Consider the following 16,511-nt stretch of genomic DNA (forward strand, 5'->3'; position numbering starts at 1 on the left):
TCAGGGCCCGGCCCGGTATTTACCCCAGCGCCAGCACTTCCAGAGCGCCCGGCCTGGGCAATTCAATGACATTGCCCCGCCCGGCAATCAGGCCATGCTCCCGCAACTGCCTGAGTACTCGCGAGAAGGTTTCCGGTGCAATCCCCAGCTGGGCGGCAATCATGCGTTTGCGCGCCTTGAGGGTGACACGCAAGCCAATGCCGTTTCCAGCCGGACTGGCATGGTTCAGCAACCACTGGGCACAACGGGCTTCTGCATCCTGCGCCAGGCGGCTGACCGCCAGGTCGGTCTGCGAGCAATAGGCCTTGGCCATATCCTTGAGCAGGTACTGCACGGCCGGAGCCAGCTCCGCCACAGCACCGAGAAAGCGTGCCAGAGGAATGATGTAGATGCGCCCTGCGGTCTGTGCCTGCATATCGAGGCAGGAAGGGCGATCCTGCAGCGCAAAAGCCGCGTCCAGCCAGGCCGGCCCGTCCACCTGTCCGAGGTGATGGCGCATGGCTGAATCCTGTCCCACACCCAGCATCACGCTGCCGCTTTCCAGGTACAGCACCGAATCGAGGGATTTGCGACGTTGCCTGAGCCAGTAGCCTGGAGCAAAGCTCTCGGGCTGCCCAAACGTGGAAGCGATTTGCGACATGGAGGGCATGGTGAACATAGACTGCACTGTGCCGGTCTTTTCGCCGATTCATGTTGAGCCACGTCAACAAGACATGGTAAGCAACAAAAAAGCCGCAGTGAAAACTGCGGCTTTTACGCTTCACAAGCCCATACTCAGTTCACGGCGGCGCCGGACTCGTACCAGGTCTTGATCAGATTGCGCTCGTCCTCGGACAGTGCGCCAGGGTTGCCGAAAGGCATTTTCTTCAGCTGCACCACCTGTTGGTAGATCTGCTGGGCGTGCGACTTCACAGCTTCGGGCGAGTCCAGACGGACAGCCTTTTGCTGGATGGCCGTGCCGTGGCAGACCACACAGTGCTGCTGGAAGATGGCATTGACCTTGGCGAAGCCTTCGCCACCAGCGGCAGCCGGTGCTGCGGCTGCAGGTGCCGTGGCTGCGCCTTCGGCGGCGGGAGCTGCTGGCTCGGCAGTGGCAGTCACAGCGGGCGCTGTAGGAGCAGCAGTCGCGGCCGGAGCAGGAGCGGCAGGCGCTGCAGCAATGGGAGCGGGAGCGGGCTTGAGCCACACAAAAACGGCCAGCAGAGCAGCCACACCGACAGCAGCGTAAGGCCAGGGGTGGTTGTTGCGACCCAGCTTGTAACCGTGGCGCATCACGAAGAACTGGCGAATGGCAGCGCCGGCAAACATCATGCCGATCAGCACCAGCCAGTTCATCTTGTGGCTATACAGCCAGCCATAGTGGTTGGACAGCATGGCGAACAGCACCGGCAGCGTGAAATACGTGTTGTGCACGCTGCGCTGCTTGGCACGTTGACCGTGACGCGGATCCACGGGCTCGCCAGCCTTCAGGGATGCCACCACCTTGCGCTGGCCAGGAATGATCCAGAAGAACACGTTGGCGCTCATGGAGGTCGCGATCATCGCGCCCATCAGCAGGAAGGCAGCTTGGCCGGGGAAGATGTGGCAGGCCAGATAGGCTGCGATACACACCAACACCAGAACCATGGCGCCGACCGTGGCATCGCCATTCTTCTTCTGACCGAAGGTGCGGCAGATGAAGTCATACAACAGCCAGAAGACCACCAGGAAGCCCAGAGCCGAAGCCACGGCAGCGCCGGTGCTCATGGCATTGGGGTCGCCGGGAGTAACCAGATAGATATTGGCGTTCCAGAGGTAGGAGACCGTCAGCAGGGCAAAACCGGACAGCCACGTGGTATAGCTTTCCCAGTAGAACCAGTGCAGGTGATCCGGCATCTTGGGAGGAGACACATTGAACTTCACGGGGTGGTAGAAACCGCCACCGTGCACAGCCCAGAGTTCGCCGTTGACGCCCTGCTTTTTCAGGTCGTCATCCACGGGCGGCGTCAAGCTGCTGTCCAGGAACACAAAGTAGAAGGAGGAACCGACCCAGGCGATCGCGGTAATGACGTGGAGCCACCGCAACAGCAGGCCGGCCCAGTCGAGAATGTAGCTTTCCATAGCTCTCAACCTTGGCAGCGTGGGGCTGCCGAACAACCTGCTCACCACTGCGGGCGCTCTGAGCAGAAGAAAAGGCCGCGCTCCCGGACGTTACACACGGGGCACCGCTGCGACCATTCTGTCGACCGAAAGTGTATGCAATTTTTGCTGCTGCAACTCTCGAATTCGGGATAAACCACCCTAGAGATTTCCCTAGTACGAGAGCCATGAGCAAGTATCGGGCCTGCTTTTTAGGGCATGCAACCGGCTGTCTGCATGCCCCATGCACCAAATCAGGGCATACCCCGCACCATCAGCTCGCAGGCAGACGCTGCAGAAGCTGTGCCGCCACCGCGACCGCGATCACCTCGGGCTCCTTGCCGGTAATGCCCGGCACGCCGATCGGGCAGGTGATGTGAGCCAGCTCCTCGTCGCTGAATCCTCGCCTGCGCAAGCGGCTGCTGAAGCTGGCCCACTTGGTCTTGCTGCCGATCAGCCCCACAAAAGGCAGGTCTCCTCGCTCGCGCTGGCGCAACAGGCATTGGGCCACCACTTCCAGGTCCTCCGCATGGCTGAAGCTCATGATCAGCACTTGCGACTGCGGCGGCAGCTGCGCCACTGCGGCCTGGACAGGATCGGAATGCTCGCACTGCACGCCAATCTGCTCCTGCACGGGAAAGACTGCATCGCGGCTGTCCACCCAGATCACCCGATACGGCAGGCTACGCAGAATGCGCACCAGCGCATGCCCCACATGGCCCGCACCAAACAAGGCCACGCATTGCGAGGGCTCTGGCATCAAGGCCCGCAGACGCTGGGCATCGCGGGCCTCAAACCATTCGAAGTGCAACTCCAGAGCACCGCCACAACATTGGCCCAGGCTGGGGCCAAGGGCATAGCGCTGGACATGCTCGCGCGAGGCGGCGCAATCCTCGTCCCACTGCACCAGCAACTGGCGCGCCAGAGCAATGGCCTGCCATTCCAGATGGCCCCCGCCTATCGTCCCCATCACCTCATCGGCAAACACAGCCATCCAGGCCCCCTCCTCACGGGGCACGGAGCCACGGGTGGCCTGCACCTGCACCCGGCACAGCGGCTGCTGCGCCAGACGGTTCAAGATTCCTTGCTGTGTTTCGCTCCACATGACTGAACGCCGATTGCTTTGATGACCGATATTCATGCATTTTCCGGTCCGCAATAGACAAACAAGCGTATGAGCACCTTAATCGGATGCATATCCGGGCCCTGTCTGACGAGTGGTTGCAGATTTTTCACGGAGCGGCATCGGAATTCGGCCCCAAGGCTGCGGCCCCCACCCATTTACGGCTACGCTTGGCGTCATGCCCGAAACCCACGACCCCTCCCGCGCCAAACCAGCCCGCCGTCCCCTGAACTGGCTGCGGGCCGGGATGATGGCTGCCGTTGCCGCAGTGCTGACCGCCTGTCAGATCGCGCCTCAAAGCCCATCCATAGGCACGACGCCTGCCGACAAGGCCAGCCCAAGCTATCGCAAGCAGGCCGCCCAGCATCTGTACGAGCGCAACTCGGGCCGCATCTACAAGGGCATGCTGCCGCCCATGCTGTATGCAATCGGCGTGCTGCAGGTCCAGCTCGACGGCCAGGGCCGTGTGAAAAACCTGCACTGGATGCGCAAGCCCAGCCACGCTCCCGAAGTGGTGGCCGAGATCGAGCGGGCCGTGCGCTCCGCCGCACCCTTTCCTGCGCCGGGTCGCAGCGTGACCTATACCGATACCTGGCTGTGGGACAAGTCGGGACGCTTCCAGCTCGACACCTTGACAGAAGGTCAGCTGGGCGAGTAACCCTGCATGGCAAGCGGCCCGCTCAAACAGCGGGCCGAAGTGCCGGCGCTGCGCCGGCTGCTCTCCTGGTTCAGGACGCCGAGAATCACCCGGCCATCTCAGCGCTGCGGTCCCGGCGCGAGAACAGCGAGATAAGTACCGGGAAGACGATCAGCACCAGCAGCGGCGCCATGCTGATGCCACCGACCACCACCAGTGCCAGCGGGCGCTGTACCTGTGAACCGATGGCCGTCGAGAAGGCTGCCGGAAGCAGCCCCACGGCGGCAGCCAGGCAGGTCATCATCACGGGACGGAAGCGCACCTCGCAGGCCTCGAGCACCGCAGCCGAGCGTTCCCGCCCGCGCGCCATCAGCTGGTTGAAGTACGACAGCAGGATGATGCCCTCCATCACCGCGATACCAAAGAGCGCAATGAAGCCAATCGCCGCCGAGACACTGAAAGGCGTGCCCGTGACGAACAGCGCAAACACACCGCCCACCATGGCCATGGGAATTACGCTCAGGCCCAGCATCGTGTCCGTGAACGAGGCGAAAGTGGCATACAGCAGCAGCGCAATCAGGACCAGCGTCACCGGCACGATCACGGCCAGACGGTCGATGGCATCCTGCAGATTGCCGAACTGACCAGCCCATTCCAGCCGATAGCCCGGTGGCAGGTTCAGTTTGGCGATGCGCTCCTGCGCCTCGTGGATGGCTCCGCCCAGGTCGCGGTCGCGCACGCTGAACTTGATGGGAATGTAGCGCTGCTGGCCTTCGCGGTAGATGAAGGCCGGACCCGAGACCAGCTCCACCTTGGCGATCTCGCTCAGGGGGATCTGATGGACGCGACCTGACTCTTCATCCTTGGCGCCCACGGTCAGGCGCTTGATGGCCTCTATGTCGTTGCGGTACTCGGCCGCCAGTCGCACCCGGATCGGGAAGAAGCGGTCGCTGCCTCGCTCGAACAGATTGCCGGCTTCGGTACCACCTATGGCCGCCTCGATGGCGGTATTGATTTCCCCGGTGCTCAGGCCATGGCGGCCCGCCGCGAGCCGGTCCACCTGGATATTGAGCGTGGGCTGGCCGAGCAGCGTATACACACTCAGGTCAGTGATCCCCGGCACCTCGCTCATCACCTCCTTGATCTGCTCCGAAGTCGCCTTGAGCTGGTCCAGGTCGTAGCCGAACACCTTGACCGTGTTCTCGCCCTTCACGCCCGAAATCGACTCGGCCACGTTGTCCTGCAGGTACTGGGAGAAATTGAACTCCACGCCGGGGAACTCCTCCTCCAGCTGCGCCCCCAGTTCGCGGATCAGGCGAGGCTTGTCCATGCCGGGACGCCAGTGCGACCGGGCCAGCAAGGGCACATTGAACTCGGCGTTGAAGAAGCCGTTGGAGTCCGTGCCGTCATCGGTGCGACCCTGTTGCGAGACTACGGTGTCGACCTCGGGCAGCGCAGAGATCTTGCGGCGGATGCGGTTCACCGTGTCATTGCCGGCCTCCAGCGAAATCGAAGACGGCATGGTGGCGCGCACCCACAGATTGCCTTCCTCCAGCGTCGGCAGAAATTCCAGCCCCAGTCCGCGGATGCCGATCAGCGAAGCCACCACCAGCACGGCAGCCCCGGCCACCGTGGTGAACTTGTTCGCCATGGCGGCGCGCAGCGCCGGCAGGTAGATGCAGCGCAGCTTGCGCACAAACCAGGTTTCGCGGTGCTCGGCGTTCTCCGACAGCAGCAATGCGCTCAGCGCCGGGGCCACCGTGAAGGTGGCGATCAGGCCGCCGGCCAGTGCATAGGCATAGGTTTGCGCCATGGGCCCGAAGATATGGCCTTCCACGCCACTGAGCGTGAACAAGGGCAGGAAGCCGGCCAGGATGATGATGGCCGCGAACAGGATGGGCTTGCTCACCTCGGTCGAGGCGCGGTAGATAGCAGCCAGCTTGCCGGTAAAGCCGGCGGGCACGGGCGCCAGCGGTGCCTGCGAGTCTCCATGCTCGCCGTCGTTCGCATGCCCCGACAGATGCCGGAAGATGTTTTCCACGATGATCACCGTGGCATCGATGATCAACCCGAAGTCGATCGCCCCCAGCGACAGCAGATTGGCCGACTCGCCTCTGAGCACCATGATGCCGATGGCAAAGAAGAAGGCGAACGGAATGGCCGACGCGACCACCACGGCACTGCGCAGATCGCCCAGAAACAGCCACTGCACGCCGAACACCAGCAGCACACCGAACAGAATGTTGAACAGCACCGTCCTGGTGGTGATTGCGATCAGCTCGCTGCGGTCGTAGATGCGCTCGATGCGGACGCCCGGCGGCAGCAGGTCGGATGCGTTGATGCGATCCACCTCTGCCTTCACGCGGGCCATGACCGGCGTGCTCTTCTCGCCGCGGCGCATCAGCACCGTGCCTTGCACGATGTCGTCGTTGTCGTCACGCCCTGCAATGCCGAGACGCGGAAGCTGGCTGACCTTGACCTCGCCGATGTCGCTCACCCGCACCGGATTGCCGTTCGACTGCGTGAGCAGCGTGTTGCGGATGTCGTCGATATGCTGGATCAGGCCCACGCCGCGCACCACGGCCGACTGCTGGCCCACGTTGACGGTCTGGCCTCCCACGTTGACATTGCTGTCATTGAGTTTTTCCACCAGCTCCGACATCGTCAGGCCGAAGGCCGCCAGCTTGCTGGTATCGACCTGGACCTCGAAGACCTTGGTCTTGCCGCCCCAGCTCGACACGTCCAGCACACCAGGCACGGCGCGAAAACGCCGCTCGACCACCCAGTCCTGCAGCGTGCGCAGATCGAGCACGCTGTAACCGGGAGGACCCACGAGCTGATAGCGGTACACCTCGCCAATCGGGCTCCAGGGCGAGATCTCGGGCTGCACGCCGTTTTGCAGCGGCGGCAGCTGGGCCAGCAGGTTCAGCACTTTCTGCAGTGCTTCCTCGTATGTCAGGTCATAAGTGAACTGCAGGCGCACGTCGGACAGGCCGAACAGCGAGATAGAGCGGATGGCGCTCAAATGCTGGGCCGTGGTCAGCCCGGTCTCGACCGGAATGGTGATGTAGCGTTCGATATCCTCGGCCGACTGGCCTTCGTTCTGCGTAATAACCTGCACGGCAGGCGGCACAGGGTCCGGGTAGGCCTCGATGTTCAGCTGGGTGAAGGCAATCACGCCCACTCCCAGCAACACCAGGAACATGGCGATGACCAGGCCCCGCAGCTGCAGGACCGATTTGATGAGTGCGTGGATCATGGCTTACCTGTTGTCTGCTGCAGAAGCCAGCGCGGCTGCGCGGTCGATGAACAGACTGCCCGCCGTGATGACCTGGTTGTCGGGCTGCAGTCCTTCGAGCACCTGCACCCAGCTTCCGTTGACCAGGCCGGCCTTGAAGCTGCGCAGCTCGGCGCTGCCGTCGGCGTTCAGGATCCAGACACGGGTGGCATCGCCCTCGTGGATCACGGCCTCGCGCGGCACGGCCAGGCTGGGCGCGGTCTCTCCGGTCAGGATGCGCACCTGCGCGAACATTTCGGGCTTGAGCAGGCCGTCGCGGTTGTCCACCACGGCGCGCACGAGCAGGCGGCGGCTGTCGCCGTCCAGCGCGGAGCCCACATAGCTGACCTTGGCATTGAAGGTCTGCCCGGGCAGCGTCAGCACCGTGAAGTCCACGGGCTGCTGCAGGCGAACGGCCGCGGCATCGCTTTCGCGCACATAGGCCAGCAGCCAGATCTTGGAGATATCGCCGATCAGCAGCGGCGCTTCGCCGTCGCCCGAGCCGCCGTCCACGAACTGGCCGGGGCCCACATTGCGTTGCAGCACCACGCCGCCGATGGGGGAGTAGACCGGGGCGTCCGATGAGATGACACCGGTGTTCTCGAATTTCTGGATCTCGGCCGGCGTCTTGCCCAGCAGCTTCAGGCGGCTGCGCACGGCCTGCAGTGCAATCTCGGCCGAGCGCAGGTCGCTTTGTGCGGCAAGCAGGGCTGCGCGCGCCTCATCCCAGTCCTTTTTAGATGCGGCTTCGTCCTTGTGCAAGGCGTTGAGCCGGGCCTCCACCGCAGCGCTCAGCTCGAGTTGGGACTTGGCCTTGCGGTAGTCACCCAGGGCGGCGATGAAGTCTTTCTGCGTCTCGATGGAGTCCGAGGCTTCCACCGATAGCAGCTTCTGCCCGCGCTGCACCTTGTCCCCGGAATTGACCAGCAGCTCGGTCACGCGTCCGCCAAATGGCGAATAAATGCGGGTGAGGCGGTTTTCGTCCAGGGCGATCTTGCCTTCAGTCACCACCTCGGCATGGAACGGCCTGCTCTGCACCTGCTGCACGGTAAAGGCTGCACGCTGCTTTTCGCTGGGATGGAACAGATGCTGACGCGTCTTGGCTGCAGAGGCCTGCGTCGCAGCCGCTGCGGCAGGCATGCGCTTGCTTCCCCCCTGCCACAACAGCACCCCGCCGCCCAGCACCACGCAGGACGCCAGGATGGCCAGAACGGTGGCTTTGGGAGATAAGCGCAAAACAGGGTTGTGGTGATGCTTGTCCATAACAGTCGCTAGTTCCAGAAATATCGGTTCTCATCCGCCGCACGGCAGCCATCCGGCAAAGAGAGGCCGGGAGGCTTGGCTGTCGTGCCGCGTTCTGTCGGTTGTGCCGGTGCTAATCCTTGGATGCCACCGTGTCGGCCCTGGCCTGGTTCCACCAGCCGCCGCCAAGCGCCTGGAAGAGCGCAGCGGTATCGGCCAGCCGGGCTGCCTGGGCCTGTACACGCGCGATCACCGCTTCCTGGTAAGCCTGCTGGCTTGCCGTCAGGGCCAGCGCGTCCACCTCGCCGGCGGTGAGTTGCTTTTGCACCAGCATCAGTGCGCGCTGCGTGGCACGCTCGGTACGCACGGCCGCGTTCAGCGCTTCGGCGTCCGACTTCAAGGCATACAGCGTGTTGGACACATCCTGGAATGCGGCGATCACCGCCTCCTTGTAGAGCGCTGCAGACTGATCGAAGGCTGCTTGTGCTGCCTGGCGCTCATACATCAGCGTGCCGCCCGCAAACAGCGTCTGACTCATCTCGGCAACGATGCTCCAGAACGGATTGCCTGTCGCAAACATCTGGCCGAACGCGGCCGCAGCTCCGCCGCGTGCAGCCGTGAGCGAGAACTGCGGCAGCATATTGGCCGTGGCAACACCGATCTGCGCACTGGCTGCCTGCAGCTCGGCCGCCGCCACGCGTACATCGGGACGCTGCTTCACCAGCCGGGAAGGCAGACTCAGCGGCAGCTCCTGCGGCAGCTTCAGCGAATCGATGCTGAACTGGTGCTCGGGAGCCTCGGCCGGCAAGCGACCGATCAGCGCAGCCAGGGCGTTGCGCGATTGCTCCAGCTGCTTCTCGAGCTCTGGCAGCTGCTGCTCGCTCTGCGCCAAGGCGGCTTCCACCAGAGCGACATCCAGCCCGGCCACCTGGCCCACTGCCAGCTGGCGCCGCAGAATCTCCAGCGCTCTTGTATTGGCGAGCACAATGGCCCGGGTCGCGGCAATCTGATCGCGCACCGACGCCTGCTCGACAGCAGTCGTCACCACATTCGCAGCCAGCGTCAGATAGGTGGCTTCCAGCTGAAAGCGCTGCGCTTCTGCCGAGGCACGCAGTGCCTCGACCGCGCGCCGGTTGCCGCCAAAAACATCGGGCGTGAAGCCGACCGACACTTGCGCCGTGTGCAAGGTGAAGGGCGACTCGCCGGCATCCTTCTGGCGACTCGGCGTGTATCCGGCCTGCACCCTGGGCAGGTAGGCACCGCGCTGCGCCTTCACCATGGCCTGAGCCTGGCGCAGCGCGGCCTGCGCCGCCGCCACGGTCGGGTTGGCCTTGAGCGCCTCCTGCACCAGGGCATCGAGCTCGGGCGACTGGAAGTGCGTCCACCAGCGATCCGGCACATCGACTCCTGCCAGAAACTGCTGCGCCTGCCCGGTGCTTCCGGGCGCAGCGACGGTGGCGGCCGGGAACGCTTCGCGGGTAAACGCCGCATTGGCGGGCGGTGGCGGCCGCTGGAAATCGGGGCCGACCGCGCAGCCTGTCAGCAGCACCGCCCAGACCGGCAAGGCGAGGAGTCGCCGCCCCGTTGGAGCCAGGCCGCTGATCGTTCTGAATACTATGGGGCTCACTCTGGAAGTGCTCCTTCCCAGTGCCGCAGGCCTGGGACAAAAAGGTTCTTACGACAGGGCCGGCACCATTGCCAACTCTGCATCCCACTTATGATCGGCAGCTGCCGGGAGAGTCCCCCAACAACGCCGACCAGCCCAGGACAGACGGTGTTCTGCAGCTCCTGAGGCTGCGTGACTTCGAAGCAGAACACCGCCGATCAGGCGCGGCTCAGGCGTCTGCGCAAAGCAGCAACACCATGGAATCCACAGGCCTTGTTCCCATCGAAGCGCCATGCTCGATCACCATCCGCATTGGTTGTTTTCCCTCTCCGATGTGACAATCGCGGAAGACTTTTTGACTCTAGCAATCGAAGCTTGATTCAGCCCTTCCCCAAGCTTTCTTGAACCTTTCCGGATGACTTGCCATGCGCCTGCTTTTGATAGAGGACGACCTGGAACTGGCCAATGGCCTGGTGAACAGCCTTGCGCAATCCAACTACGCGGTGGACGCGGTGCACACCGGCCACGCCGCCACAGAGGCCTGCAAAACCACGGCCTATGAATTGCTGATCCTCGACCTTGGACTGCCGGACGAGGACGGCCTCAGCGTGCTGCGCCGTCTGCGCAGACAGGGAGTCGCGGCGCCCGTGATCATCCTCACGGCCAGATACGATCTGCAAGATCGCATCTCCGGCCTGGACGCGGGCGGCGACGACTATCTGCCCAAGCCCTTCGCACTGGGCGAGCTGGAAGCGCGCATTCGCGCGCTGCTGCGGCGCGGATCGTCCAGCGGCGCTGGCCTCACGCTGGGATTTGGCGACCTGATGCTGGACCCGGCGGCACGCATCGCCACCGTGCACGATCAGGAACTGATGCTCACGGCGCGCGAGATGGCGGTGCTGGAGCTGCTGCTCAGGCGCCAGGGCCGCATCATCAGCAAGCAGCAGATCATCGAGTCGCTCTACACCTGGGCCAGCGACATCAATCCCTCCTCCATCGAGGTCTTCGTGAGCCGCCTGCGGCGCAAGCTGGAAGACGCCGGCGCCGGTGTCGGCATTCGCATGCTGCGCGGATTGGGCTACCGACTGGAGCAGCAGCCCCGCTCTCAAACCCATGAATAAGTCGACCCGCTTCAGCCTGCGCCGACGCCTGCTGGTGCGCCTGTTCGGGCCCTTGTCCCTGACCCTGATCTTTGGCGCGCTGGGCACCATCTGGCTGGCCAGGCATATCGCCTCCGTCGTCTATGACCGCTGGCTTTACGACGCCGCCATGACGCTGGCCCAGCAGATCACGCATGACGGCGAGCGCTCCATACTCGACCTGCCCAAGGCGGCCAAGGAGATGTTCGAATTCGACAGCATTGATGAAATCTCGGAAGAGGTGCGCTCGCTCAAGCATGGCGTCATGCTGCACAACGCCGACTTCCCCCTGCCGCCTAGCGGCCTGGCACTGAACACGCCTTATTTCTACGACGGCAGAATCGGCCCGCGCCAGGTTCGCATCGTGGCGGTGCGCCTGCAATACCCCAACGACGAGTTCCTCATCCAGGTGGCACAGACCCGGCGCAAGCACGACTCCATCATCGAGGAAATCCTGCGTTATGCCGTACCACTGCTGGCGCTGGTGCTGATGCTGGCAGGTGTCGTGGTGTGGCTTGCCGTGGATTCCGGCCTCAAGGTCATTGATCGGCTCACGCGCAATCTGGATCGCTACGAACCCGAGAAGCTGGCACCGCTGGACAAGACAGAGGGCGTGCCGACAGAACTCGAGCCCCTGCTGAACGCCCTGGATCAGCTGATCGCAAGAGTGGCGAACTCGCAGGATGTGCAGCAGCGCTTCATCGCCAACGCGGCCCATCAATTGCGCACGCCGCTCACGACCTTGCAGATACAGGCGGAGCGGGCCGTGCGCGAGCCCGACGAAGCCCGGCGGGCCGAAGCGTTCACGCATATCCTCACCGCCGTGACGCGGGCGCGCCATCTCACCCACCAGTTGCTGACGCTGGCGCGCTCCGAGCAATCCACGCCGATGACGCCGGTGGACCTGGCCGCGCTGGCGCGCGACGAACTCGAACGCTGGGCCGATACGGCCATTGCCCGCCACATCGACCTGGGCTACGAGGGACCGGACCATGGCGTCTGGGTGCTGGGCACGGCGGTGCTGCTGCGCGAGCTGATCGGCAATCTGGTGGACAACGCCATCCGCTATGGCCAGTCAGGCGGCCGGGTGACCCTGAGCCTGCAATCGTCTCCCATCCTGCTGACCGTGGACGACGACGGCCCCGGCATTCCCGCCCAGGAAAGGCCGCTGGTGCTGGAGCGCTTCTATCGCGGCCAGGACGGTCGCGGCGATGGTTGCGGCCTGGGTCTGCCTATCGTCAAGGAAATCGCTGCAAAGCATGGTGCGGTGCTGAGGATTCTTGATCATCCGCGAGGCCGGGGAACCTGCATCGAAATCGCGTTTGCGCAGTGATCCGGCAGGCTGCGGACAACAAAAAACCGGCCGAGGCCGGTTGTTTGTGGCAGCAAGCCGGCAAGGCTTATTCGACCACCTTGGTGATCTTGGTGCCCTGCAGCGATACGCCGGCCTCCAGGCCCGCATTGGTCAGCACATAGCTGGTGACGGGAGCCTGGGCAGTCGTGGTGTCCACGCTGCCGTTGGCACCAATCCTGCCAGCGGCCACGGTGGCATCGGCGCCCACCGACCAGCCATCGCTATGCAGGAACTTGTCCAGCGCTTCCTGTGTGTTGAACACATAGATCACAGCCTTGGACTGGCCACCCGCCTGCCAGCCGATGGAAGCCGCCGTGGTGCTGTAGAAGCCACGGTTCTGACCGCCCACGCGCAGCACGCCACGGCCATGCTCGACCCCCACCACAAAGCTGCCGCCAATCACCGACGGGAAGATCAGCACACCCTTGGCGCGTTGCACCATTTCCTTGGATCCTGGTGCGGTCTGGTACAGACGCTCCAGCGCTGCATTGGCACGCGTATTGATCGTCGTGGCATCAGCACGGGGCGCCGCTGCGGTTTCAGGCTTGGTCGTGGTGCAGGCCGTCATGGTCATGGCACCGGCAGCCAGTGCGGCAGCCATCGCAACAGAACGCAGAGAAATTTGACGCATACCTATATCCTTTCATGGGATGAATGTGTAGACACATTTCAGAGGCAGAAGGTCCTGCGGTCCGACATTGATTCGCTTTTGCACATCCCCCCGATGCAAAGCTGTCAGATGCAGGGTTGGCTCGATGCTAGTCGGCAGCCTTGCCGATAAAACTCGGCAGTTACAGCTTGCGCCATTGGCCTACAGAAGACAAGCGCAGGTGTCGAAAAATACCTACAACAAGGACATGCGCCAGGACCAGGCCTGATCTAAGCGCGATCAACCGAGAACACTGAAATAGGCGCTAGCATTGTTGATGTAGCCATAGCTCGGACGACAGGAAGTTCATGAAGTTCTGGAATTATTTTCACCACCCCAAGGCAGCGCTGGTTGTGCTGCGTGTCACGCTGGCCTTGCTCATGCTGCTGCACGGCTGGGCCAAGATTCGCTACGGCATCGGCAGCATCGAGGCCAAGATCGAGAGCCTGGGCGCGCCGGGCTTTCTGGCCTATGCGGTCTATCTGGGCGAAGTGGTCGCCCCCTTGCTGCTGCTGGTGGGCCTGTGGGTGGTGCCGGCAGCCCTGGTGATTGCGGTGAATATGGTGGTGGCATTTGCGCTGATGCACACCCGGCAGATTCTGATGCTCAACAACACCGGCGGCTGGGCGCTGGAGTTGCAGGCTTTTTACTTCGTGAGCGCCCTGGTGGTGGCCATGGCCTATTCCAAAGGCAAATAAGTCATTAAAAACAGGAGCGGCTTGCGCCTATCATCTCTTGGTTTCAATGCATTTTCATGCTGAAACCTTGAAATGACGTGCGCAAGCCGCTCTTGTTTTTGCCATGTCTCCCGCTTCGAGAGACTTACGTCCCGCTCAGGAGCCGCGATAAGTGGAGTAGCTCCAGGGGCTGACCAGCAGAGGCACATGGTAGTGCTGCTCCACATTGGCCACGCCGAAGTCCAGGCTCACCTTGTTCAGAAAGCTGGGTTCCGGCAGCTGCACGCCACGGGCCTTGAAGTAGGCCGCAACATCGAAGGTCAGGCGATAGGTGCCGACCTTGAGCGTGTTGTTGTCGAACAGCGGTGCATCGGTACGGCCGTCGTGATTGAGCACCAGGCTCTTGATCAGCGTAGCCTTGTCGCCTTCGGTGGAAAACAGCTCGACGGCCATGCCTGCGGCGGGGCAGCCATTCATGGTGTCGAGAACGTGGGTGCTCAGGCCCATGGAAATCTCCTCACAGGCAGTTTGCCACTGCCCTTGGTTGTATCAAACACACGACTTGCGCAAAACGGGTTCAGGCAGGACGTCTGCCTTTGAAGGCAGGCCGTTGTTGCATTCCTGTTTGCGTAAGCCCTGAAACATCTATGCCATCACAAAGTCTGCCCGCATGCGAGCGCTGCGCTTTGATTTCTAAAGTGTATACAGTTTCTGTACTCCATCAAAGGCTTTTCTGCCTTGACTTTCAGGCACATAGCCAGGTCTGCCCGGTTGGCTTCTTTTCCAGCCTCTATACACTGGTCCGACTCATCAAGCGAACAGGAGACAACGCATGCAATTGCGCACCACCGCCCTGGCAGCCAGCCTGCTCATTGCTCTGACCGGCCTGAGCGCCTGCAGCAGCACCGCAGCACCGGAGGCCGCCCGCAAGGACGGCACGGCCCAGGCCAGCGGCAACGATGCCAAGGCCCAGGCCGCAGCGCCAGCCGTCACCCAGACTGCCGCCGCCCAGGCTGCCGCTGCCGCCTACGATTTCGATCTGGATGTCTTTCACCCCGTCATCGCCAAGAACGGCATGGTGGCCTCGGAGCAGGAGCTGGCCACGCAGATCGGCGTGGACATTCTCAAGGCGGGCGGCAATGCCGTCGATGCCGCCGTGGCCGTGGGTTTTGCCCTGGCCGTGGCCCTGCCCAATGCCGGCAATATCGGCGGCGGCGGCTTCATGATGGTGCACGATGCAAAGAGCGGCAAGGACATTGCGCTGGACTTCCGCGAAGTGGCCCCCAGGGGCGCGTCACGCACCATGTACCTGGATGCCGATGGCAAGGTCATAGACGGCAAATCGCTCCACACCCACTACGCCGTGGGCGTGCCCGGCACCGTGGCGGGCATGACGCACGCGCTCTCGCGCTGGGGCAGCATGCCGCTGGCCAGGGTCATGGCACCGGCGATTGCGCTGGCGGACAAGGGCTATCCCGTCAGCGTCACCCTGGCCAAGACCCTGGAGCAGGAAAAAAAGCAGATGGGCCGCTGGCCGGCCACACAGGCCGTTTTCTGGAAGAACGGCACGCCGCTGCAAACCGGCGAGCGGCTGGTGCAAAAGGATCTGGCGCAGTCCCTGCGCCTGATCAGCCAGCAGGGCGCCAAGGCCTTCTATCAGGGAGCGATCGCGCAGAAGATCGCTGCTGAAATGGCACCGCATGCCAATGCCATCACCCTGCAGGACCTGCGCGATTACAAGGTGGCCGAGCGCGAGCCCGTGCGCGGCAGCTACCGTGGCTACCAGATCGTGACCATGCCCCCGCCCTCCTCGGGCGGCGCACATCTGATTCAGATTCTGCACATGATGGAGCGCTGGCCCATGAGTCAATGGGGCGCCAACAGTGCGCAAAGCGTGCACTACATGACCGAGGCCATGAAGCTCGCCTATGCCGACCGCTCGGAATACCTGGGCGATCCGGACTTCGTGAAGATTCCGCTCAAGGGACTGATCTCCAAGAACTATGCCGGCGAGCTGGCTGCGGGCATCAAGCCCCAGCAGGCCAGGCCCAGCCAGGACATCCGGCCCGGCCGGCCCCAGGCCTATGAAAGCGACCAGACCACCCACTACTCCGTGGTGGACAAGGCCGGCAATGCCGTGGCCGTGACCTATACGCTGAACACCAATTTCGGCAGCGGCATCGTCGCCAGGGGCACGGGCATTCTGCTCAACAACGAGATGGACGATTTCTCGGCCAAGCCCGGTGTGGCCAACGCCTATGGTCTGGTGGGCGGCGATGCGAATGCCGTGCAGGCCGGCAAGCGGCCGCTGTCGTCGATGACGCCGACCCTGGTGCTCAAGGACGGCAAGCCGGTCCTCGTCACCGGCAGTCCGGGCGGAGCGCGCATCATCACCACGGTGCTGCAGCAGATCGTCAATCACATCGACTTCGGCATGAACCCGGCCGAGGCAGCGTCCGCGCCGCGCTTTCATCACCAGTGGACGCCTGACGAGCTGCGCGTTGAAAAAGGCTTCAGCCCCGATACGCTGGCCCTGCTCAGGCAGTGGGGCCACAAGGTGGCACTGAAGGCATCCATGGGCCGCTCGCAGACCATCGAGGTCCGTGACGGCCTGCTGCGCGGTGCTTCGGACCCGCGCAATCCCGATGGAAAAACCATGGGGTTCTGACGCTGAACAAAAAAGAAGCGC

General features: G+C 63.2%; 13 protein-coding genes. 5 read left to right on the forward strand and 8 right to left on the reverse strand.

Going from position 1 to position 16,511, the window contains the following annotated elements:
- Window positions 1-19 precede the first annotated feature (19 nt).
- The 3 genes from ACLBXN_RS20185 to xdhC all read right to left on the reverse strand — a co-directional run bounded on the left by ACLBXN_RS20185 (window position 20) and on the right by xdhC (window position 3,223).
- Window positions 20-658 (reverse strand): Crp/Fnr family transcriptional regulator, encoded by a 639-nt coding sequence (locus ACLBXN_RS20185; RefSeq protein ID WP_211459435.1) that lies wholly within the window; start codon window positions 656-658, stop codon window positions 20-22.
- A 116-nt stretch (window positions 659-774) separates the two neighbouring features.
- Complete coding sequence (locus ACLBXN_RS20190) at window positions 775-2,100, reverse strand: urate hydroxylase PuuD (RefSeq protein ID WP_447613328.1); 1,326 nt, start codon at window positions 2,098-2,100, stop codon at window positions 775-777.
- Between the two features lie 292 nt (window positions 2,101-2,392).
- Window positions 2,393-3,223 (reverse strand): xanthine dehydrogenase accessory protein XdhC, encoded by an 831-nt coding sequence (gene xdhC / locus ACLBXN_RS20195; RefSeq protein WP_211459433.1) that lies wholly within the window; start codon window positions 3,221-3,223, stop codon window positions 2,393-2,395.
- Window positions 3,224-3,419: 196 nt separating this feature from the next.
- Between xdhC and ACLBXN_RS20200 the strand changes: the two genes are divergently transcribed.
- Complete coding sequence (locus ACLBXN_RS20200; RefSeq protein ID WP_447613329.1) at window positions 3,420-3,899, forward strand: hypothetical protein; 480 nt, start codon at window positions 3,420-3,422, stop codon at window positions 3,897-3,899.
- A gap of 85 nt (window positions 3,900-3,984) precedes the next feature.
- Here the strand turns inward: ACLBXN_RS20200 and ACLBXN_RS20205 are convergent, their stop codons facing one another.
- From ACLBXN_RS20205 to ACLBXN_RS20215, 3 genes are all read right to left on the reverse strand, one after another.
- Window positions 3,985-7,137, reverse strand: a complete 3,153-nt coding sequence (locus ACLBXN_RS20205) for an efflux RND transporter permease subunit (protein WP_447613330.1) — start codon at window positions 7,135-7,137, stop codon at window positions 3,985-3,987.
- Window positions 7,138-7,140: 3 nt separating this feature from the next.
- A complete protein-coding gene (locus tag ACLBXN_RS20210) occupies window positions 7,141-8,418 on the reverse strand; it encodes an efflux RND transporter periplasmic adaptor subunit (RefSeq protein ID WP_447613331.1) in 1,278 nt (425 codons plus the stop codon).
- 112 nt (window positions 8,419-8,530) lie between these two features.
- Window positions 8,531-10,024 carry an efflux transporter outer membrane subunit gene (locus ACLBXN_RS20215; RefSeq protein ID WP_447613332.1) on the reverse strand — a complete coding sequence of 498 codons (1,494 nt, stop codon included), beginning with the start codon at window positions 10,022-10,024 and terminating at the stop codon, window positions 8,531-8,533.
- A 404-nt stretch (window positions 10,025-10,428) separates the two neighbouring features.
- Here ACLBXN_RS20215 and ACLBXN_RS20220 point away from each other — a divergent pair, with 404 nt between their 5' ends.
- Together ACLBXN_RS20220 and ACLBXN_RS20225 are read left to right on the forward strand one after the other, a co-directional pair.
- The gene (locus ACLBXN_RS20220; protein WP_447613333.1) at window positions 10,429-11,124 is read left to right on the forward strand and encodes a response regulator; all 696 of its coding nucleotides are present in this window, start codon (window positions 10,429-10,431) and stop codon (window positions 11,122-11,124) included.
- The gene (locus ACLBXN_RS20225; RefSeq protein ID WP_447613334.1) at window positions 11,117-12,475 is read left to right on the forward strand and encodes a sensor histidine kinase; all 1,359 of its coding nucleotides are present in this window, start codon (window positions 11,117-11,119) and stop codon (window positions 12,473-12,475) included. The genes ACLBXN_RS20220 and ACLBXN_RS20225 overlap by 8 nt, the downstream gene beginning before the upstream one ends.
- Window positions 12,476-12,542: 67 nt before the next feature.
- Here ACLBXN_RS20225 and ACLBXN_RS20230 read toward each other — a convergent pair whose 3' ends face one another.
- Window positions 12,543-13,127, reverse strand: a complete 585-nt coding sequence (locus ACLBXN_RS20230) for a BPSL1445 family SYLF domain-containing lipoprotein (protein WP_043374513.1) — start codon at window positions 13,125-13,127, stop codon at window positions 12,543-12,545.
- A 326-nt stretch (window positions 13,128-13,453) separates the two neighbouring features.
- Between ACLBXN_RS20230 and ACLBXN_RS20235 the strand changes: the two genes are divergently transcribed.
- A complete protein-coding gene (locus ACLBXN_RS20235; protein ID WP_003052449.1) occupies window positions 13,454-13,843 on the forward strand; it encodes a DoxX family protein in 390 nt (129 codons plus the stop codon).
- A 135-nt stretch (window positions 13,844-13,978) separates the two neighbouring features.
- Here ACLBXN_RS20235 and uraH read toward each other — a convergent pair whose 3' ends face one another.
- Window positions 13,979-14,329 carry a hydroxyisourate hydrolase gene (gene uraH, locus ACLBXN_RS20240; RefSeq protein ID WP_003070903.1) on the reverse strand — a complete coding sequence of 117 codons (351 nt, stop codon included), beginning with the start codon at window positions 14,327-14,329 and terminating at the stop codon, window positions 13,979-13,981.
- Between the two features lie 325 nt (window positions 14,330-14,654).
- Here uraH and ggt point away from each other — a divergent pair, with 325 nt between their 5' ends.
- Window positions 14,655-16,490, forward strand: coding sequence for a gamma-glutamyltransferase (gene ggt / locus ACLBXN_RS20245; protein ID WP_447613335.1), 1,836 nt, complete (start codon window positions 14,655-14,657; stop codon window positions 16,488-16,490).
- Window positions 16,491-16,511: the final 21 nt, after the last annotated feature.

This window comes from Comamonas sp. C24C (genome assembly GCF_053345995.1).